Source organism: Pseudoalteromonas sp. NZS11 (assembly GCF_015864765.1).
Taxonomy (GTDB): domain Bacteria; phylum Pseudomonadota; class Gammaproteobacteria; order Enterobacterales; family Alteromonadaceae; genus Pseudoalteromonas; species Pseudoalteromonas arctica.
On the sequence record NZ_JADYWP010000004.1, the window covers coordinates 225921 to 247970 of the forward strand.

The 22050-nt window shown below is 37.9% G+C and carries 13 protein-coding genes; 4 read left to right on the top strand and 9 right to left on the bottom strand.

Annotated features, from left to right (window positions below; genetic code table 11):
- Positions 1-172 precede the first annotated feature (172 nt).
- The 8 genes from I6E82_RS10640 to bcsR all read right to left on the bottom strand — a co-directional run bounded on the left by I6E82_RS10640 (position 173) and on the right by bcsR (position 15580).
- Positions 173-2920, bottom strand: coding sequence for a metallophosphoesterase (locus I6E82_RS10640; protein ID WP_197117859.1), 2748 nt, complete (start codon positions 2918-2920; stop codon positions 173-175).
- 145 nt (positions 2921-3065) lie between these two features.
- Positions 3066-4559 (bottom strand): peptide MFS transporter, encoded by a 1494-nt coding sequence (locus I6E82_RS10645; RefSeq protein ID WP_007581335.1) that lies wholly within the window; start codon positions 4557-4559, stop codon positions 3066-3068.
- Between the two features lie 246 nt (positions 4560-4805).
- Positions 4806-8624, bottom strand: coding sequence for a cellulose synthase subunit BcsC-related outer membrane protein (locus I6E82_RS10650; protein WP_197117860.1), 3819 nt, complete (start codon positions 8622-8624; stop codon positions 4806-4808).
- On the bottom strand, positions 8615-9745 hold the full coding sequence (gene bcsZ / locus I6E82_RS10655) for a cellulose synthase complex periplasmic endoglucanase BcsZ (RefSeq protein ID WP_010555125.1): 1131 nt from the start codon (positions 9743-9745) through the stop codon (positions 8615-8617). Before bcsZ ends, I6E82_RS10650 begins: the two co-directional genes overlap by 10 nt.
- Positions 9745-11991: a cellulose biosynthesis cyclic di-GMP-binding regulatory protein BcsB gene (bcsB, locus tag I6E82_RS10660; protein ID WP_182682245.1), complete on the bottom strand. Its 2247-nt coding sequence runs from the start codon at positions 11989-11991 to the stop codon at positions 9745-9747. Before bcsB ends, bcsZ begins: the two co-directional genes overlap by 1 nt.
- Positions 11984-14653 (bottom strand): UDP-forming cellulose synthase catalytic subunit, encoded by a 2670-nt coding sequence (gene bcsA / locus I6E82_RS10665; RefSeq protein WP_101217796.1) that lies wholly within the window; start codon positions 14651-14653, stop codon positions 11984-11986. Before bcsA ends, bcsB begins: the two co-directional genes overlap by 8 nt.
- Before the next feature lies 1 nt (position 14654).
- Complete coding sequence (bcsQ, locus tag I6E82_RS10670) at positions 14655-15371, bottom strand: cellulose biosynthesis protein BcsQ (protein WP_165721319.1); 717 nt, start codon at positions 15369-15371, stop codon at positions 14655-14657.
- Between the two features lie 20 nt (positions 15372-15391).
- Entirely contained in the window at positions 15392-15580 is a 189-nt protein-coding gene (gene bcsR / locus I6E82_RS10675; protein WP_007581346.1) for a BcsR/BcsP family cellulose biosynthesis protein, read from the bottom strand.
- 114 nt (positions 15581-15694) lie between these two features.
- Between bcsR and bcsE the strand changes: the two genes are divergently transcribed.
- The 3 genes from bcsE (at position 15695) to tyrR (ending at position 20817) form a co-directional block, all read left to right on the top strand.
- Entirely contained in the window at positions 15695-17317 is a 1623-nt protein-coding gene (bcsE, locus tag I6E82_RS10680; RefSeq protein WP_024589431.1) for a cellulose biosynthesis protein BcsE, read from the top strand.
- 169 nt (positions 17318-17486) lie between these two features.
- Positions 17487-19067, top strand: coding sequence for a cellulose biosynthesis protein BcsG (bcsG, locus tag I6E82_RS10685; protein ID WP_024607285.1), 1581 nt, complete (start codon positions 17487-17489; stop codon positions 19065-19067).
- 193 nt (positions 19068-19260) lie between these two features.
- The gene (gene tyrR / locus I6E82_RS10690) at positions 19261-20817 is read left to right on the top strand and encodes a transcriptional regulator TyrR (protein ID WP_010555118.1); all 1557 of its coding nucleotides are present in this window, start codon (positions 19261-19263) and stop codon (positions 20815-20817) included.
- 28 nt (positions 20818-20845) lie between these two features.
- Here tyrR and I6E82_RS10695 read toward each other — a convergent pair whose 3' ends face one another.
- Positions 20846-21340, bottom strand: coding sequence for a hypothetical protein (locus I6E82_RS10695; protein ID WP_197117861.1), 495 nt, complete (start codon positions 21338-21340; stop codon positions 20846-20848).
- Positions 21341-21445: 105 nt separating this feature from the next.
- Between I6E82_RS10695 and I6E82_RS10700 the strand changes: the two genes are divergently transcribed.
- Entirely contained in the window at positions 21446-21979 is a 534-nt protein-coding gene (locus tag I6E82_RS10700) for a thioesterase family protein (protein ID WP_002958217.1), read from the top strand.
- The last annotated feature ends 71 nt before the right edge of the window (positions 21980-22050 follow it).

The following is a 22050-nucleotide window of genomic DNA, read 5'->3' on the forward strand; positions in this document are numbered from 1 at the left end:
GACGGTTATTATAAAGTTACGTGTTTGTAATACAGTTAAGTAAAATGAAGTTATATGGCATAGGGTTGAATAGTGGTTTTTATTCTTAATTTGTTGTTTTTAAATAATAAAAAGGAGGGTTCACCTGCGTGAAACCTCCTTTTAGAATGAACAAGAAAAAGCTTAGTTGTATTTAATTGTTTACACTTTTAGAGTTGCCACCAAAGAACTTGTTACGTTGCTCAATCCATTGGTTTGTTTTTATCGCTGGCGCAGCTTGATAGTGACGTTCAATCGTTTGATTTAACACTCGCGTTGGTTGCTCAAAGGACAACTTTTGTTGTGCGCCGCCCATACTTTTAATTTCACCGCGAGTCATAGCACGACCAGCATAGAGTAATGCATTCAAGTAACCAGGTCGGGTTTCGTAGTTGTTATCTGTAAATAACAGGATTGTTTTATCAAGTGCCCATCGACGGTTTATCTCACCTTCTTCTTTAACACCTTCGAGTTCACCATCTACGTATATTTCAAATACGCCATTTGTTGGTGCGGCATAAAATACAAAGGCAATACGATGCCAGTTACCTGGTTCAGTATCGCCAAAGTATCCACTATTGCTGGTTGCTTCACCGTACCCACCGTCTGGGCTTGCAAATATATCTGCGTCATCTGTATCGTAGTTTTCGGTATCTGCTTGGATTATTGCGCGGTAAATGTCGTTTGTTTCCAATGGCCAGTTTATATCCATAACTATTGTGTAGTCAGACACTAACCCGTCATCTTTAAAATCACCATTTGCAGCTGTGTTTAACGTAATTAATAGGCCTTCTGTTGGGGAGTGACGAGTAAAAGCCATTACACCAGAAGGACCATCAGTTAAATCCCCAATATTAAGATCAGTGGTTGTCTCATAGCGGGTGTCTTCTGGGCCCCAACCGTCATTTTCTGGGTCAAAGTAGCTTAAAACAGATGGGCCTGAGTCTGGAGTTAGTGGGTTTGTTGGATCGTCAAAGTTCCAAGTTGTTATATTTGCAACATCTTGGCAAGCATTAAGCTGTGTGTCTGTATCAAGGTGAAGACATTGAGTTGTTCTAAAGCGCGCGTATTGATCAAGTAGCCACCATGCTTCGGCAATTGGCTTTACATCATTAAAAGTAACACTGCTAAAAAATAAATCTGGATTAAGTGCCGGACCTTTAAATAAAGCGACATTATAATTTGTCGTTACTTGAATATCTTCTGGCTTTAACACAAACCAATCGGGTTGGCTGGCAATCATTGTGTTTAAATCAGTGCCTGTAACGGTTACTTGATACAGTGAATTAAAGCCAGGCGTGTTTGAAGGCTGTCTTTCAACATAAAATGCTTTGTGAAAATCTTCTTGTGTAACAGTGCCTGGCGTCCATCTTTTTTGTACAAGTTCAGGGTTAAGCAGCGCTGCGTTGATTGAGCTTGAATGTTTAGTTGCAAGTGCTGCTATTTCTGCAACTTCAAAACTACTTGGGTAGTTTTCTGAAATGGCAATTTCTGTATCAGCATCGGGTGCATATCGGCCCATTACTTCATCGATAGCTAGCTTGGTTTCTTCGTCAGGTTCTATAGATGTTCGCGTATCTACATGTTGATAATCGTAACGACTTAGTGCTTTATCTGCAGTATTAAATACTAAATTTAAATCGGTGACTCCGCGAGCATAAAATTCTGGTTGAATGACTAAAGCATTATTTTCAAGCTCTATAAAGTCTTCACCACCATGAGTATGCCCACCAAGCACTAAGTCTATACCGGGCACATTGGTTGCTATCTCAACGTCAGTTCCTTTACCTAAGTGGCTTAGCATTATCATGTAATCAACATCACCGCTGTATTGGCTTACAATACTTTGTGCGATTTGTTGCCATTTCCAACTCATTTTAAATTGTTTTATAAAGTCAGGAATAGGGTCATCTTCAATTGGCTCGTCAAGTTCATCCCATGGTACTGACGTCATCCCAAACACACCCAATGTTATGCAGCCAACCTGTACTTTAGTAAAGTCCACACCGCCAAAACTCTTATTTTGTTCTCCCTCAAATCGGGTATTACTGGCGAGTACAATGGCATTATCGTCTTGTGAAAACTCAAGCAGCTTTTCAGGACCCCATGCATAGTCATGATTCCCTAAAACACGTAAATCAAAAGCCATTAGCTTTACGGTTTCATCAGAGGCTAAGCCTTGTGATATTTGCTCTGCAACGGTCCCTTTTTCGTAATCATCGCCACCATCGGTAAATAATGTATGGGGTGATTCGCTTAGCGCTTTTTTATAATAAGCTTTAATGCGGCTAAAATATTGTTCCTGATACCCAAAGCGAGAATGCATGTCGGCAACGTGCACAAACCTTACAGATTGCTCTGTTGCATTTGCATCACAGGTTGGGCCAATATCAGAAAACGTGACAGTACGTTGCATTTCTATTGCATAGCTACCTAGTTGGTCTACTTGTGCGCTAACAAAGCCTTGCGATACCGTTGAATTAGTAATACTTGACCAAGAATCGCCGCTCAAACGCGCAATAGTTAATTGGCCGCCTAATACATAGTCGTCAGGTATTTTTATAGTGATTGTCATTGAGCTAGAAAGTTGGAGTGTATTCGGGGTAAGCGTATGTATATCTGAAATGATATTTTTAGCTTGATTATTCTCATCAAGGACTAATTTTTCGTAGGTTATTTCAGTATCGTTAGCCACTATTTCCCCAGGGGCATTGATAGTAAAGTTACCTTCATCTAATGACGTTTGTAAGCCATTAGCATTGGTAATAATTAAGCCACTAGGCTCAGGTTCTACAGGATCATTTGGATTTACTGTAACTTGATCTTCGGCTCCACCACAGGCAGATAAAAAAATAAGGAGAAATGCTATTAGAGTGGCACGTAATAATGTTAATGAATGCATATACTGCTGTCCCTGGGTCTATTGAATAATCAATCAGGACATAATATCAGTTAACGGGGGCAGGGCAAAGTTGAATAAAAAAATTCCCCCATAGAGGCTATGGAGGAATGTTTAGGTTATGTTGTTATATTAAAATAAACAACAATTAAGAGACTTTCTCTTCTAACCCTTGTTTTTCCCATACTTTAGCTTTAAAGGTCATTAGTACTAAGACAGCACCAACACCAATGCTAAATAATGCAATTTGTAAGTATAAGTTAGGAATTTCAGAAACATTATTCGGATCGAAATTACCAGCAAGTAAACCCGCAATAATATTACCAATCGAGTAAGTTAATACAAATACACCCATCATTTGACCTGTGTAACGTCTAGGCGATAACTTACTTACAGCACTTAACGCTACAGGGCTTAAACAAAGCTCACCCACTGTATGTAAAAAGTACGTAGTAACAAGCCAGTAAGGCGCTACTTTTAAACCTTCAGCTGCGTAATGAGCCGCCATAAACATAACTAAAAAGCCAGATGCCATGATAATTAAGCCAATTGCACATTTAACGCTGTAGCTAGGTGACACTAAGCTTTTAGATAAGTTAATCCAAAGTGCTGCAAAAAATGGCGATAAAGCAATAATAAACAGTGAGTTTAATGATTGAAACCACGTTGTAGGGATTTCAAACGTACCAATAAATCGGTCGGTGTAATCACGGGCAAATAGGTTTAATGAAGAACCGGCTTGTTCAAAGCCAGACCAAAAACATGCAGAAGCAATACAGACTAAAAATAGTGCCCACATTCTTTGTTTTTCGGCATCGGTTAATTTACCTGTAAAGTAAATAACACCAAAATAAACAAAAAAGATAATAGTAAATACAATCGCTGTGTAACCTGCAACCACTGTTGGATTGATTACAATTGCGCCGGTCATTGCAGCCGTAGTAACTGCAGCAGCTGCAATTACAAATGCAGCAATACCAATCCATGCACGTGAAGTACCTTTAGGACCAAGTGGATTAGCAGGTAAAGCGCTGTGCTCTGGTAAGTTATTAAGTGTGAGTTTGTACTGAACTAAACCAATGGCCATACCGACAGCTGCCGCACCAAATGCCCAGTGCCAGCCTACGTTCTCCATAAAGTAACCACATACGTAGTAACCGATTAAAGAACCCATGTTAATACCCATGTAATAAAGAGCGTAACCGCCATCACGACGCTCATCTGTATCACTGTATAGTTGGCCTACCATTGCACTGATATTTGGTTTTAGCAAACCAGTACCTGTTGCTACAAATATTAAGCCAATGAAGAAAGAATAATCATGTGGAATAGCCAAAATAATATGGCCAATCATAATAATTATGCCGCCATACCATACTGCTTTTTGACCGCCAAACAATCTATCAGCTAGCCAACCACCAGGTAAGCCTAAAAAGTATACTGCGCCCGTATACAAACCATAAATTGCAGCAGCTGAGGCAACAGTAAAGGCAAGGCCTTCTTCTTGTAAGCTTGCTGTCATGAATAATACGAGCATAGCTCGCATACCGTAATAACTCATTCGTTCCCACATTTCAGTGAAGAACAATGTCGAAAGTCCTTTAGGGTGGCCACACCAACCACTATCTGGAGCTGAACTCATATTTACTTCCTAACTTTAAGAATTGTTGTAATGGCCTTATAATTTTTTGCTTTAGCTATTTTAGAATTTGTAACCACTAAAATGCTCGACCATCAGTATATTATTTGTAGCTAAGATAATGATTTGCTATATGGCAGTAACACCACAAGGTAAGAGACACACCCTTATCCTAGTTACAATTGCGCTCAAGTATACATATACCTTAGTGCTAGGGGAAGTGTTCGCGGTGTATCACCTTATGCCAAGTTAAAACTCAGCATAAGGAACAATAGGGGTGCCTGGAAACTCAAGTGTTCCGTACACAGGATTAAAGTAGTAACGTATATAAAGCTGACCAAAATTTGGTTCGTAAAAGTCAGAACGATCGATGGCTAAGTAACCACCAAAGAACCAATTCGGCGTTATTCTATACTCAAAACTACCTTCAAGATTATATGAAACACCAGAACTTGTTTCACCTTCAAATACAGGATCAACACCTGTTATTGACTCTCTATCATATGCAGCTATTTGCAAATCGCCATCATTAGGGAAGAAATCAATAGATTGAGTTTTTGTTTGCGAGTACGAAACACCGGTTTTTAATCGATAAACAAAATCATCTCCCCAACGCGCGTCATAAGTGAGTGGCACAGATAAACCTACATAGTTTTGTGGGCTGTAATAACCACCATGACCCCATGTTTCTTCACTTAAATTATACTTGTATGCCCAATGTAATAAGCTAGCGCCTGCGGTGAATTCACGCTCTTGATTGCTAATTACACGGTAATAAGTACCGCCCATCATACGATAGCGTTGGTTGTCTTTTACATTTTGGCCTTTATATAGGGTAAAGTCGGCGCTTGACCAAAAACCCCATTTTCCGCCTAAGTCGTGTGATACATTAGCAGTTAGGCCTGTAGAGCGAACACCACCCCAAACTTCACCTGTTTTTACATCTTTAAGACCTGCATAAGAAAGTACTGAGCTCGTAACTGGGCGTTTTTCAAGTTCTAGGCTGTATCCAAAGTCGCCAAAACTGTCTGCGTAATTTACACCCCATACAATGTCTTCAATTAAAAAGCCAAGTGGGGTAGTGCCTACATCTACACGCCAGTTTTCATTTTGCCAACCAATACCTATATCTACACCACTTTCCTCAGGTGTTACTTCATCGATTGAACAGGTAAAAATACACAGTGCACCTTGTCCATAGCGGCTGCCAGCAAATTGCTCATCAAAGCGCGTTGTTTGTGCGCTAATAGTAGTTGGGTCTACTTTAATAAACCCTTGGCCTTGCCAAAGCGGAAAGTAAGCTTCAATCGGGACTAAGCCCGCACCAAGTGTTGCTTCGCTTTCGGTGCTTGTTTGCCCACTAAAGTTAACACCAATAGCAATGTATGCTTGGTTTTTGTTTTGCTCGTTTATTAGCTCTCTTTTAGCACCGTTTACATACCATTCATCGTTTTCATCTATTTTTGAAAGCGCTCCGTAAAGCTCTTTTTCATTTAATGTACGATTAGGAAATAGGGTTTGCGTGTACCAAGATTGTGCTTGTTCGGTTTCGTTGAATTTGCTGGCTACTTGAGCGCCTAAATAACGTAGTTCTTGATCGTTGGGTGACTTTTCAACAAGTTGCTTAGCTAAGTAAAGTGCATCCCCTGAGTAATTAAACTCATTGAGAGATGACATGATTTGGCGTTGCAAATAACCTTCTTGCGATGTGGTTTGCGTAATCGCTTTTTGCGTAACTTCTTTTGCTTGAAAGTCGTCCCCAAGTTCTATGTATGCATTAGCAATAGCGAGTAGTGCTTGAGGCTCAATGGTTTGTTTATTTTGTACTTTTTGCTGGTACAAAATAACGGCCGCTTCGCGTTGTTCAAGTGCTAAATTTGCATTAATAAGGGCAGTAGTTGTTGCTGGAGTATGTTTATATTTTTGATCCAGCTGGTTAAGCTTAGCGATTAAATCACTACCATTGTAATACTGAGTAATATAGCTATTTTGTAGCTGTACATATTGAGTTGTTTCGTTTTCAGTTGCGCTCTCTGGTAATACGTACTTTTCAAACCATTGCTTCGTTTTATTTTCATCACCTTGCTCTAAAAGCCACTCACCATAAAGTGTATGCCAATAAGCAGAAAGAGAAGGCTCAGCTTCCAGTGCTTTGTTTATAAGTTTTATAGCGTGTTTTTTTTCATTAATTCGATACCAGCTTCGCGATAACTCTGCCTGCATAGCGGGTGTTAAATTTTGTGCCTCTAGGTTGCTTAAATGATAGATTGCAGTGGCTTTATCTTTAGCATCAAGGTGGCGCTCACTTTGTGTTAAAGACTCATTAAGTTGCAGCTGCTGTTCAAGCGCAATAATGTCTTTATCTCTGGATTTAAATGGAATGTACTGCAATGTTTTAATAGCACCTTGATAGTCATCAAGAGAGCGTAAAAAAAGCGCGTGGCTGTAACGAATCTGAGGGTTTAACGGAAATTGCCACAGCACATTATTAAATAAAGCGCGGGCCTCTTCTGTCAGCCCCTTTTGTTGGTATATAAAGGCTAAATCGTAGTATAACCAAGGCTGTTCTGGCGCTATTTCAATAGCGTCTTTTAGTACTTTTTCGGCTTGCTCTAAATCTCCCGACTGTGCAAACGTATTTGCCTTTGCGCGGTACTGACTACTTAAAGATACAGAATAAGATTCTTTAATTAGTTTCTTTTGATTAAACGATAAACTGTTGTAAAAAGAGGTTAGGGCTTTTTCATTCTGCTCTAATTCAGCTATTTCAAGTAGACCTATTAAAGCGCTGCTATTAAGTGGATCACTTCTTAGAACAATTTGATATGTAAGTGCAGCCTGTGAATATTGCCCTTGAGCAAATTGTAATAAACCTTTGTTATATATTACTGTATTAGTTTCTTGTTCTAAGGTGGCTGCTAAATCAAGCTTAAGCTTAGCCGTTTTAAATTCTTTATTATTAATGGCATTTTTAGCTTCGCGTATATAAAGCCAAAGCTTAGCTGTTTTTGCTAATTCTTGTAGTGTTTCACGTTCAGCGAACTCAGTTGTGTACTTTTGTGCACGAGTAAAATATTGATACGACTTTTGGTTTTCACCAAGGCGTAAATAGAGTGTGCCAAGGCTTCGCATTATAGCGCCGTCTTGCGGTCGGCCTCTTAAAGCTTTTAAAAGTAAAGGCTCTGCGGCAGCAAGTTTATTTTTCTCAAGTAATCTATCGCCCCTAACCCAAAGCTGATAGGCGGGGTCGGCAAGAAGTGTTTGACGTTTTTTATAATCTTTTAGAAAATCTTGGTATTGTAATTCACCTTTACTACTAAAGGGATAAAGAGTGAAATAGCGCTGATACTGCTTAACTGTATCATCCGTTAAGGGCATTTCTAGCAAAGCACTAAGCCAAATATATTCTACTTCATTAATAAAAGTAGGGCCTGCGCCATATTTACTTAAAATATCAATCGCTTTTTTATCTGTCAGATTACGTCTAAGTAGGTGACGGGCATAAGCAATTTCTATCTGCGCAATACTTGGGTAGCTTTGAGCTAATTTATTATAGCCTTTTTTAACACTTTCCCATTGGGAGCTATCTTGTCCATACCAGCTTAAATGCTCAAGCTCGTAATCTAATGTAGGGTAGACGTTTTTAAAAATATTATTATAGATTTCGCGAGCTTGTTCATAACGACCCGCGCGAGCCAATAATTTAGCTTGCTGAATTGAAGATTTGTCTTTTCCTTCAGTACGAGAAAGGACTTTTAGCTTTTCAACGCACGGAGCTTGTTTGGTAAGCCCATTATCTATTTTACTTAGTAATTGGTTGGCTTTCGCTGATTCGCCATTGGCAAAATCATAACGCGCTACCGCGCACTGTGTTTCTATGCGGGCAGGGGCAATAGCGACTAGCTTTCGTAAGCTATCTTCAACTAGTTTTTTATTTTGCTGTGCTTCACCAATACCTATTTGGCTTAGTAACCAATCAACAGATTGCGTATCAATATCGTTGACTGTGTTAGCGCTTAATCCAGAGCTAAGCGCTAATGTGCAAGCGAGGGCAAACCTTAACGGCATTCAGTGCTCCATACCGGTTGTAGCGTCCCATCTGCTGTAATTGAAAAACGCTTATTTAAAGCACTTGTACCAAACAAGTTAAGTACGCTGTCGTAATAACGAGTCTGGGTAAATGATTTATCAATCATTAGTTTTTGCTGGATCGCCATTACTGTAGAATTATCGTTATTAGTCGCTAGTAAAGGTAATAGAGCTGAGTTAAAGCCTAGAGGGCCTCTTTTTTCAGATTTTCCTGATTTAGCAAAAGTATTTAAAGGCACGTAACCACGTTTATTAATTGTTTCTATAAAAGGGTTAAATTGCGCTAATAGCTCTTTTTTATAAGGTGCGTTGTCTGCCATCATACTTGCCCATAAATACACTCTAATAGCGTTGTAACTGCCCAAGTCGCTCGTTTTTTTATCGTAATAAAAGCCGTTATTTGCATCAAACATTACCCAGTCAGGGCTAACACCTTGCTTTGCTGTATCTAAAATCAACTTTGCTGAGCCTTCGTGCAGTTGATGCCAAGGCGAGTGTGGATAAAGCTTTTTAAACTGCTGATAAATAAATAACGGTGAGTAGCTTGGGTTTAACTTAAAACGCTCATTATCAAATTCAAAACCAGTAGGGGCGGGTAGTAATGATAAACCTAAGCCCGAAATATAGGCGGTTTCTTCACGCATTATCCGCTGTGCAAGTACGGCTGCTAATATGCTGTAGCGGCGGTCATCCCAAAGAATAGCAGCTTGCGATAAACTGTATGCTATCCATAAGTCAGAATCAGACGCTGGATTTGAATCTAAAATTCCGCCAACATTTTGATTGTTAACACCCCATTGCCATGCCGGTAAACGAGTGCTTAAATCACCTTCTGATAAATGTTCTTGCGTCCAATCAAGCACTAAGTCAAACATTGCTTTGTCATTTGCTACAACAGCAAAAAATAAGGCATAAGATTGGCCTTCAGAGGTTGTGACTTTTTGCTCACTCCCCAAATCAATAACGCGACCATCTTGGCTTATAAAGTTACTTTTAAACGTTTGCCATGCATCCCATGGTTGGCATTGCTCTATTTGTGCATTGGCATTAAAGGTAAATAATGCAATCACGGTAAAAAATACATTAATGAGTGACTTCATTACTTATCTCCTTCAGCTAATCGCTTGTATGTTAATGCTTGCAGTAATCGCCATATTATAAATGAGATCAACAGTAGTGTTAAAATAGACAATAGTGCCAGTACAAATGGGTGATCCGATAAATGGAACCAAATTAGGGTATGCACAGGAATGTGACCAACAAAATATTGCTCATCAGTTTTAATTGTTTTAATGCCTTGAGAATTTATGACCGCAGCACTGCCTTTAATTTGCGCAAGAGCTTCTGAACTCATTAACGCATCATCAAGTAGAGTAAAGGCTTTTTGTGATGTTGCACTAAGCGATACAATTGAACGCTCTGAATCAAACGGTGATTGAAAGCCAGTAATAACGGCCATATCACCACTACTTTTTATACTTACTTGGACTTTATCTGTTGTCTGCTCATCGTAAGCACCATTGTATATGGCTTGTTTTATAGCGCGCTGATTATTATCAAGCAGGATATTGGTTTGCGCATCTTCATCTAAGTTATTAGCAATGCTATTAGGTTTTGCGATTACTAAGATGTCTTTATCATCTAAGTTGGCATCTTCGTTTAAATGAGCAACACTTATTCTATGAGCGGGGTAGCCTGTAATAGCACCAAAGTGGCCTGTTAAATTAAACAATACAGATAGTGCTTTAGGTGATGGAACTTCATCTATCAATACTAAAGTTTGTTGTAAGTCTGCGTATTTTGTAAATGGGAATCCGCTGTTTGCAAATACATTTAAATCAGGTAAAGCCATGTAATGATCAAACCCACTTACATCAATGTTAGAGTTTCCATCAATTACCCCGTACTCGCCACCAGGTGGAGCAACGGCACATTCGCCTTTTTTAAGTACTGCAAATCTAAAGTCAAAATTTAACTCATTTCGGCTGGCAAGATTAATACCGTCTAATGAAAAGTCTTCAGCGCTTTGCGTTGTGTCTGTATTAGCAATTAAAGGCAGCAACGTTTTAGCGGTAGTTAACGATGTGTCTTTTTTATCAAGTAAAAAACCACTTATAAATTCTTGGTTTATTAACATGTTTAAACGTGAATTTAATGTTTCGCTCTCTGGCGTATTACGGTATTGCAAAGTAATAGGAATACCTTTTTCACGCCAAGTAAATAAATCAGGTGCAAAACGAACATTTAATTTTATAGGGCCGTTGTTAAGACCCTCAGCTTGTAACTGAGTTGGGTAGTCAATAAGCTCGTCAAAGTGCACGGGACGATCGTTTCTTAGCCATCTCGGCGCATCATAAGCTTTACGCAGTGGGAGTTTGTTAATTGCTTCGATGCTTGCACTTCGGCCAGTCATAATTTTATGACCAAACACAAGACCAGTGACCGCTGTTTTTAAGTCTTTTTCATCACGCCCCAAAATTAACAGCATTTTATTGTATCTGTGAATAGGGCTTGAAATTAGCTCGACGGTTGGCTTTTCAACATCTGGATAATCTTTTAAAAAATCAGGTTTTGAGTCATTAGTAATAAACACCACACTATGCTGCTCTGGTGCTTTATTTAAAACGACTGGAAAGTTAGCGCCACGCCAGTCAGCTTGTGCGCCAAACCAACTAGATAAAGTGGCTGCAGCTTCTATTGCTTGTGTATTAGGTGTACTTGCAAATACAAAAGGTAAGTTTAATTTGTTGTAATCTTTAGCATCAAAAAATGGTTCTGGTAAATATTCAAGGCGGCTATCAATTGCTAACTGTTTTTGATCAAGCGTGATGTGGCTTGATTTGTTTATTTCAGTCCAAATTGAGCGGCTAAAGTAATCTTGGCATCGTAAGTCGTAGTAGCCAACTAGTTCAAAGCGAATTTGGTTGTAGTCTTGAATGTATTTAGCATTTAGGTCTAGGCTATGACTTACCGTATTTTTTACAATACTTAATTGCTCATTAATAGGTAAAACAGTAACTAAGTTATCGTTAAAATAAACTTTTAAATGCGATACATTAGCCAGCAATGAAGGTGAGTTGGTGTACGAAAAGTTAAGCTTTAGATTAGTGCTTAATTTATCAATTCTATTTGTGAAATCGACTCGAGAATTATTATTCACGCCGTCGAGTTTATAGTCGTTGAACCCTAACTTTTCAAAGCTAAGACGTAAACTAGAAACCTGAGCGCTCTCAGGGTAGCCATTTACAAACATAGTTTTGTCGTGCATAGGCTCGATAGCGAGCACTTGATATGCGCTACTAATAAGTAACAATGTTAGAAATGTATTAAGTAACTTTTTAATCATAATTATTATGCACTATCGGTTTTTTTGGAGTAAATGAATTTATGTAAATGACAGTATTAGTCATAAACTTAATTATAGGTTGTAACGCTCTTGGGGCATGAAACAATAAATTACTAAAGCCCCGTAAACTGGTTTTTTGCACTTCTTTGAAGCTATACGATGGACGGTCATGTCTAAAGTTATTTTGCCAATCTAGCCAAGCATCTGCTCTGGAGAAAGTACATTGTATAAAAGCTCTTTGCTTTTCGAGAGATAAATCTTTAAGTGTAAGGCCAATTTGTTTTTTACGGGTATTACATACATAAGTTGTAAACGAAAATTGCTTGTTACCGCGACTCATTAATAATTCGATTTTATCGTTAACGCGGCATAAATGTGCGTGTTCAGTCTCTATACCTACACCGTTATCTGAATAATCCGTTATTTTTACTTTTAAAGTATGACCATTTGCTAAACGAACGCCGGCAGGAAAGTTTGCCTTTATACGATGCGAGTGCCTCACTTGGCGAGCCTCAGCAGCAACCGCAACCGCAGCACCCAAAATAATAATATTATAAAAAGCCCAACCCATACTTATTATAAGTACGCCAATCTGGCTTGAATCACCTAAAAACAGACGTAATACACCCACTATTATTCCAAGTAAGTTAATAAGTAAGAGAATTAAATACGGTTTAGAAATCCCCCAGTCATAATGCTCTTCATCATTTAAACCGCCTTTTTCGGTTACGTTAAATTTACCTTTATTAGGATTAAATAAAGCAACGGTAGTTGGTTTTAGTATGTACCAAGCAAGTACTGACTCATACACTTCACCCCAGAAAGAGTAACGGTATTTACCTTGAATACGTGAGTTAGTCGCTTTTATTTGAATTAGTGTCGGTACCACATAGATAAAAATAGCAATAAAAGGAGCATAAATTATGTAGGCATTAAAATATATTAGCGCTAAAGGAGCTGTTAAAAATACAATACGAGGAATACCCGAAAGGAAATGCAACATTGCGTTTATATAGCATAATCGTTGAGGAATGCTTAAACCTTTACCCATCAATGGATTATCAAGCCTAAATATTTGTGCCATACCACGCGCCCAGCGAATACGTTGGCCTATATGCGCTGACAAGCTGTCGGTTGCAAGGCCTGCGGCTTGTGGGATGTTTATATATGCAGTTTTATAACCTGCGCGCTGCATACGAAGGGCCGTGTGAGCATCCTCAGTTACTGTTTCAAATGCAAAACCACCAATATTATCAAGCGCTTCTCGTTTTAATACGGCGCAAGAACCACAAAAGAAGGTTGCATCCCACATGTCGTTACCATCTTGAATCAGTCCATAAAACAACATGTTTTCGTTAGGGATTTGACTGTGATTATTAAGATTTCGCTCAAATGGATCGGCAGAAAAAAAGTGATGCGGTGTTTGGACCAAACACACTTTACTGTCTTTTAAAAACTGTCCCATTGTCATTTGTAAGAACGAGCGAGCAGGAACGTGGTCACAATCAAAAATTGCGATATATTCGCCATCGGTATAACGCATAGCGCTATTCATATTACCGGCTTTAGCATGATTGTTATCCGAACGCGCTAAATAACCCACTCCAATCTCGGCTGCAAAATCCTTAAACTCTGAGCGCTTACCATCATCTAATATATAAACATTTAGCTTGTCTGCAGGCCAATCGATACTTAAAGCAGCGAGAGTAGTAGGTCTTACAACGCTTAACGGCTCGTTATAAGTTGGAATATATACATCAACAGTTGGCCATAGGTCAGTGTCTTTAGGTAAAGGCACTGGTTTTCGCTCAAGCGGATTAACTGTTTGAAAAAAACCTAAAATCAGTACAAGCCATGCATATGTTTCAGCAAGTAGTAAACCGCCACCTAGTGCAAGTGCAAGCGGATCATCCCAGTTTAAAGTCTCAGTGTAACGCCACCATAAGTAACGAGAAGAGGTAGTTACTGACAAGGTGATCATGACAATGGTTGCCATTTGGCCTTTTACTCGTTTAAGTGCATACGCAACTAATAAAATAAAGCTTATAAATACGGCTTGAGCTTCCAAGCTAAAAGGAATTGTAATGAATATTGCTAATAAAAATAAAATAAACGCGAGGATGACGTATTTAACTAATTTATTTTGCCATACACGTGCATCAGCCATGGCTTTAAATGCACTTTTTTTAGGGCCTTTTTTGTTTTTTGATAGTAGGCGTTTTAATAATTTACCTAACTTTAAATCAAACCAACGTAATTGCCTTAAAAGGTAGCTAACGCCATCATAGAAATAATTAACTGCATCTTCTTTTACTGAACTAGATTTAAGCTGGTTTTTGAAAAACACTAAAAATACACTTTGAATAATAAAGCGTAATATATTTGAGTAAATATAGGTTCGGTAAGGCAACCTTAAATGAGGGTAGTAGTCATAAAGGGTAAACTCAAAGCTGATTTTATGCTGTTTAATGTTTATAAATAGCGAGCTTAAAAGCGTAATAAAAGGCATTGAGAAAGCTTCAATTACATTTACTTTATGTTGATTAAAGTAGCTATGAAACTTGAATAAAATGTACCGAACTAACTTATCAGTAAATAAAATGCTCAGCAGCAAGTATAAAGTGCTGTGAATAGGGCGCTGATAAAATAGTGTAATGCTCATTTTATAAGGCCGCTTTACTAACTAGCCAACCAGCTAGTGTTTCAAAGTCATCGTTTGCGACACTATATGGCGCGCAATTAAGTGCTACATTTCTGTATGCGGTTGACTCTTTAATAACTTCGTCACTATTAATAAAAAAGGGAGCCATAAGGGGAAGTGTCGATTGCCATAGGGAAAATAAGTCAAATTCTAGCGTTGATGCAGAGTTATAGCGGTTAACTAAAAAGTAATGTTTCCAATTGGTATCTGAATTTTTAAGTCTTTGCAGGCGCCTATAAATTAAGCTGTGACAAATAGCGTCGCAATTAACAAGTTCAATTACAATATCGTCTTTCTCTAATGGGTAGTGAGAAAGGTTAATATGTGAAGGGCAGTCAAAAAGTATCCAGGCTTCGTTGTTATAATTTAGGTTTTTGCATTTATTGACCATTTTAGTGATGTTATCGGTGCTAGTGTCGTCGTTATCACCAAATGGTAAAAATATAATGCCATCGTTATCTTGGTGAAAATGCGTAAGTGCATCTTCAAAGCGCACTTCATTACTCCAGCCTTTGGTGTATTTCCACGGTAAACCAAAATGTAAACCTAAGTCACTTTTTGCATCTAAATCGATAGCAACAACGTCAACGTCAGACTTTTTTAGCACGCATGCAAGATTGGCAACTACAGAAGTACTGCCTAAACCGCCTTTGATACCTTTAATGAAAACTCTTTGCAACGGGGTTACCTATCCTTAGTTTAACTAGTGTATGTGTTTAGTTCGTTGTTTATCTCTTTAAGCAATGCATATTTATTAATTGTATTATTATTTTGCTGCTTGTTTACTATTTCTATGTAGTCATCACTCTTTCCACCAAAACGCAGTGTAAGGTTTTCTATATCACTCGATGTTAACGTTTGTGAGTTTTTAGATGTTAAGTTGTTCATCTTTACCTTTACAGTTACTTTAATTATTTTGATTAAAAGTGGACAATATTTGGCTATTATATATAGAATAACGGTTAAAACTAGTAAAAAAGTATTTTTTATAGGGCATTTTAAGTGCATAACTTTAACATAACGGGATTAGAGCCTGCTGCAAAAGAGTTAAAATCGGCTTCAAGTTATGCTGTTTTAGCCCCTTTAGACAATTTTGCAATCGAATTAGCGTTACATTCAATTAACCAAAGTTTGGCTAATGATATATATATAGTTTCTCAAGAGGCTGAATCATTTTTTGATTCTTCTTTTTCTGCATCGTTAAATTATGCTTATGAACATAATCGAGTACATCCTTTTTCGTTGGCCCCAGAAACACAACACTATTCAATTGAGCGAATCAATTCAGGTATTATAAAAGAGATAAGTGCTTATAAACGTCTAAACGAAGCGCTCATTTTTGTCCATTTTAATACAACACAGTTAAACAGCGCTGGCGAAAAAAGCTTGAAACTGATGATGAATGAGTACAACGATTTTGTTCGTCGTACCGGAGCTACATTACTATTTTTAATATCTGGGCCTGATATTGCTAACTACCGTTTTTTAGTTAGACGATTAAATAATGTATTTGATGGGCTGGTTTTTGTTGATAATGATTCTGCAATGCGAGTTCTTGAATATGATTATTGGCGCCATAGCACGGGTGTTATTGCTGGTGAACATTACCCGTTATTATTAAGTAATAATCAGTTTGTTGTTCAAAAGGGAATAATAAGCGAGAGCAAAGCACCTAAAAGTTCAGACTTTTCCGATGAAGACGATGTTTGGCTTGTGCAAAGTGCGGTGCCCGAAGGTACTAAATTACCAATGCACTATAAAAGTGTAAAAGATAATAATGACTTATTTAATAAAGGACCAAAGGTAGAAGCAGCCACCTTAATTTTTGCAGTAACGCGCTACACTGATTTAGCGTTATTAGGTAAGCAGTGTTTTGAACTTAGAAAAAACTGTGGGCGCTGGTTAAAGCTTGTTATTCAAAATGTTGATGGTGTTATTCGCCATCAAGATGAATGTTTATTTTTAACATTGGGTGTAAACCTTATTCTATATAGCTTTTCAGAGCCTTCTCGGTTGCTCTCACAAATTCAATCTATTCAAGGTTTTCAGTTTTCTAGGCCTTTACCTCCCTCAGTTGAGGACGTATTGAAATACACTGAAAACACTTTTTCGAAAGGATATTTACCTTTCATTGAGTTTACAAAACAAGTAGAAATTCATAGTGACTCAGCCGTTAATTTAGGTGTGAGTGGTGTGCTAGTAAAGCTTGAATTACTGCCACGAATCGACCCAATACACCCTTTGCATTTATTTCATATTAAACGCGAAGGTGATGTATTTAGTATTGCAGATAATACAGTTTATTTATATTTGCATGCTTGTAGAGAGAATGACGTTGATAATGCGATTAAGCATTTGTTTAAATTAAAAACAAGCGATTTTTTTGTACAGCAAAATGTAATTTCTGATCACTTTTACATTCAACAAGAATGTAAACAATTAAGGCGTTTTTATAAAGGTAAGAGTGTTGTAGATTTCTCGCAAAAACTTGCCGAGAATGATAGCTATAAATTTGCACCTGATATAGCAAACAGCGTTACTGAAAATATTAACACACCTGAATTTTCTAGCAAAAGCCGCCCAGATGCTAAGCCTTTTATAATGAAATTAAGAGATAACTTATGAGTATGAATCAGCTTTTAATTACCGTGTTTCTTGCAATGGTGCTTGGCGCGGTGCTTTGTATGCTAGGCAAATACATTTTATCTCAAATAACAAAATATTATTATAAGCTTACTTTTAAACATGAAGTACTAGAGCCTTATACACCAAATACAGTAAAAAAGGATAAGAAGTGAAATTATCAGGTTTAGGGGTTTGGAACCTTTATTTTTTAGTTAAGTTTGCTCTGTTTTATTATGGTGCAATTGATTTTAACGTATTAACTAATGCGGCTTTTGCTGCATTGCTTGCGATTAAATTTAAACAGCCATTAATAGAGAAGGCAAAACATATAGTAGGTGCTGTGTTTGCTGTGGTATTACTTTACCAAGACTCATGGTTGCCACCAATAAACAGGTTGACTAAACAAGCGGGTAACGTTCAAGATTTTAGTTTTGGTTACTTTATTGAGTTATTAACCCGTGTTATTAACATTGATATGTTATTGGCTTTGTTCGTAATTAGTGTGTGTTTTTGGTATACATCGCAATGGATACGCTTTACAACAGTCACTATCGTTGGGCTGTTAGTTGTAGGATGGCAAGGGGGTAACTCTCAATCACAATTTGTTAATAATGTGGCTAACCCTGAGCCGGTTACACAGAGTCAAAGTAATCCTCAAACACAAGTGATCACTCAGGCAGCACAATCTCCTGATCAAAAATTAGCTGATTTTTATCAACAACAAAGCTTATTAATGAGTCACTTTCCGAACCAAGTAAATGGTGAACTGTTTGATGTAATTATTTTGAACATATGCTCAATGGCTGTTGCTGATTTAAATGCCATTGGTGTAAGTGTTACTGATATGTATAAAGACTTTGATGTGGTGTTTTCAGACTTTAACTCGGCTACATCATACAGTGGACCAGCTGCGGTAAGACTGCTGCGCGCTAGTTGTGGGCAAACTAGTCAAACAGCATTATTTAAAGAGGCACCTGAACAATGCCACTTGTTTAAAAACCTTGAGAAACTAGGTTATCAAAATAATGTTGTGATGAATCACGACGGACATTTTGATGAGTTTAAAGGTTTAATAAATAAGTACGGTGGCCTAGATAGCACGCCATTTAATATCGATTCAATGCCAGTGGCGCTTCGAGGTTTTGATAATAGCCCTATTTACTCAGATGAAGCTGTGCTGGATGGTTGGTTAGAGCAAGCTGATGATTGTAAGCCGTGTGCAATGTATTACAACACCACAAGTTTACATGACGGTAATCAGCTAGAGAATCAACCAAGGGTGAATAGTAAAGAGACATACCCAATCAGACATAAAAACTTGTTTGCTGATATTAACCAATTTGTAAAAAAATTAGAAAAGCGTGGTCGCAACGTTATGTTAATGATAGTGCCTGAACACGGCGCTAATTTAAAAGGTGATAAAGTACAGTTTGCAGGATTACGTGAAATCCCTAGTCCAGCAATTGTGTCGGTACCTGTAGCAATTAAATTTATAGGTCCTGATGTACAAAACTACTCGCAAATTGTGGTTGATGATTCAACAAGTTACTTTGCGCTTTCAGAGCTGGTAAGTAAGGCACTGCAAACTGATGTGTTTGGTGGGAATAATAGTGTTGCTAATTTACTTGAAAACCTACCTAAAGCACCTAAAGTTGCTGAAAATGAAGGCACAATAATGATGTATGTTAACCAACGACCATTCATACAATTAGATGGTGGTGATTGGTCAGCTTACCCACAAGGTAAGTAGTCTCATAATAAGATTTAATAAACAGCACTGGTATAGTTAAATATAGATATCAGTGCTGTTTTTCTTCGTTTAATTACATCCCACCCTTTGGCTCTAAAAGCTATTTTGTCCAAAAATGTTTACAATAAACTACCTTCTCAAAGCGACTTAGCGTATTATTCGGCTAATATAGTTTTTCCTTCTTTGAGGATGTATGCGTCTAGATATTCACTGTGCTGATCGAATTGGTATTGCTCAAGAAATCCTTAATATATTAGTTAACTACAGCGTTGATTTGAAAGGAATTGAAGTCGATTCTGTAAATTGTCGTATGTACGTTAGTTTTCCCGAAATTGAATTTGAACAATTCCAAAAAATTATGCCATCGATACGTTTAATCGACGGTGTACATGATGTGCGTACCACTGCATTTTTACCATCTGAGCGCGAACACAACGAATTAAATACTTTACTACGTGCATTGCCTGATGGGGTTATCTCTATTGATGCCAAAGGTTGGGTGCGTTTATGTAACGATGCAGCATGTAAAGACTTACAGCTAATTGAAAAAGACGTGATTGGTGCAAATATTAATAACCTGCTTAAAGGCTTTAACTTTACACGCTGGTTAGAAGGTAAAGAAGTACTCGGACAAACCACTCGCGTTGAAGTTGCTGGTGAGGATTTTATTGCAGACATTTTGCCAATTGCAGTGCCTCAAGGTAGTGAAGGTGATGTGCTTGCTGGTGCGGTTATTAACATTAAATCGCAAAGTAGGTTAGGGCAGCAAGTCAGTGCATTTAGACGTTACGGGCAAGAAAGCTTCGCTACTATTCATAACTTTAGTACGGCAATGCGCCGAGTTGTGCGCGAAGCACGCAAAATGGCGCAACTAGAAGCCCCTATTTTGATTACTGGTGAAACAGGAACAGGTAAAGAGTTATTAGCTAGAGCTTGCCATTATGCATCTAATCGTTCTGTTAAACCTTTTATTGCACTGTCGTGTGCTTCACTTCCTGATGATGTTGCTGAGTCTGAGTTATTTGGTTATGCCGGGTACGAAGAAAATGCAGCGCCCAAGCGCGGTGTATTAGAGCAAGCCGATGGTGGAACTGTATTTTTAGATGAAGTTGGCGAAATGTCGACTCAACTACAAACTAAGTTACTGCGTTTTTTACAAGATGGTACGTTTAGAAAAGTAGGCGATGAGAACGAAGTTAAAGTAAATGTACGTATTGTTGCCGCTACTCAAAAAGACTTACCTGCAATGGTACAAGAAGGGGTTTTTAGAGAAGACTTATATTACCGTATAAACGTGCTTACTTTAGAAATAGCACCACTAAGAGATAGAAAAGCAGATGTAGGACCACTTGCAGAGCATTTTATTCAAAAATATGCGCAACAAAATGGTCATGCAATTCCTGTTTTATCACAAGAGTGTTTGAGCTTTTTACAAGAGTATCCGTGGCCAGGAAATGTTCGTCAGCTGGAAAATGCAATTTACCGTGCAGTGTCGTTACTAGATGATAGCGAGCTTCGCGTAGAGCATTTACAGTTACCAACTTTTACCCATGATTTAGGGTATTTAGAGTCTGATTTTGAAGGCTCACTAGATCAAGCTGTTAAACGTTTTGAAGCGACCTTACTTCGCAAACTCTACCCAGCTTATCCAAGCTCACGTCAGTTAGCTAAGCGATTGGGTCTAAGTCACACCGCGGTAGCTAATAAATTACGTGATTACGGGATTAACCGAAAAACAGTAAAAGTGTAATTGACATAAAGAAATTAAAATATGGGGACTAATTTTTAGTGCCCATATTTTTTGTTACCCCATCAACTGCAATCGTCTCAATACCTTCTTCGTTAAAGTTCATTACGATACTGGCGTTATTACGAGTGAAAAAATAGCTACGGCCATTTAGCTCAATAACATAGTCACCTTTTACCGGATCGCTAAACTGCTGCTTTTTTAAAGTGATCTTATGTTCGCCAATTAGCCATTCAAACTCTTCAATAAACCCATTATTAAATTCTTGCACCCATATTTGGCTGTCATCCTTTGAAAGCGTTATAGCTACCGAGTAAGAGCTAGGGATCTGCTCCATATTGTAACTTTTAGAGCCAATAGTGAATTTTTCAGCTTTTTGCTGCCATTCAAAACCAAATTTAAATTCTTTAACTACACCAGTAGGGTAAGTAACAGAGCCTTTACCCGGTAATGAAAAATCGGCAAAAGCATTATAACTAGGCGCTAATAGAGTTAGCGCAGTAATAATTTTTAGTTTTGACTTCATGAGTTATCTTTTTATTGTAATAGTGATTTAAGATTAAAGTAGAATATTCGTCTTCGCAAGGGGCTATGCTACACTCGAATAAATTTAACTGGTAAGACCTTTTTTGTGAACTTATATATTCGACTTTTATTATTGTTTTTTAAAATTAAACGTAACAAGCAATATCAAAATTTACTTGATACGGTAGATATTGATTACAAAGCTCTACCTACTGATTGTGACATTAATTTACATTTAACAAACTCACGTTACCTCGCGATGATGGATTTATCTCGCACGTGGATGACGGAGCGTGTTGGCTTACTAAAACAAATAATGAAGCGTCGTTGGTTTCCGATTGTTAACGCAACTGCTATTACTTATATCCGCGATATTAAACCTATGCAGCGATATACAATAAGTACTAAGTTAGTTGGCTGGGATCATAAATACTTTTATATTGAGCAAAAATTTCACTCAGAGCGAGGCTTACATGCTATTGCTTATGTACGCGGTGTATTTAAGAGTAAAAAGGGTATTATAAGTATTGAAGAAATGCTTGAAGTGGCTGGTTTTGATGGGCAAACACCTATATTGCCAAGTGAAGTAATGCACTGGAAAGAAATGTTAGAGCAGAAAAAGTTAAGTAACCTGCCCTAATCTCTACAAATGAAAAAAAGGCCTTTCGGCCTTTTAACACACATTGTAATTGGGTAACTACGTACTACTTT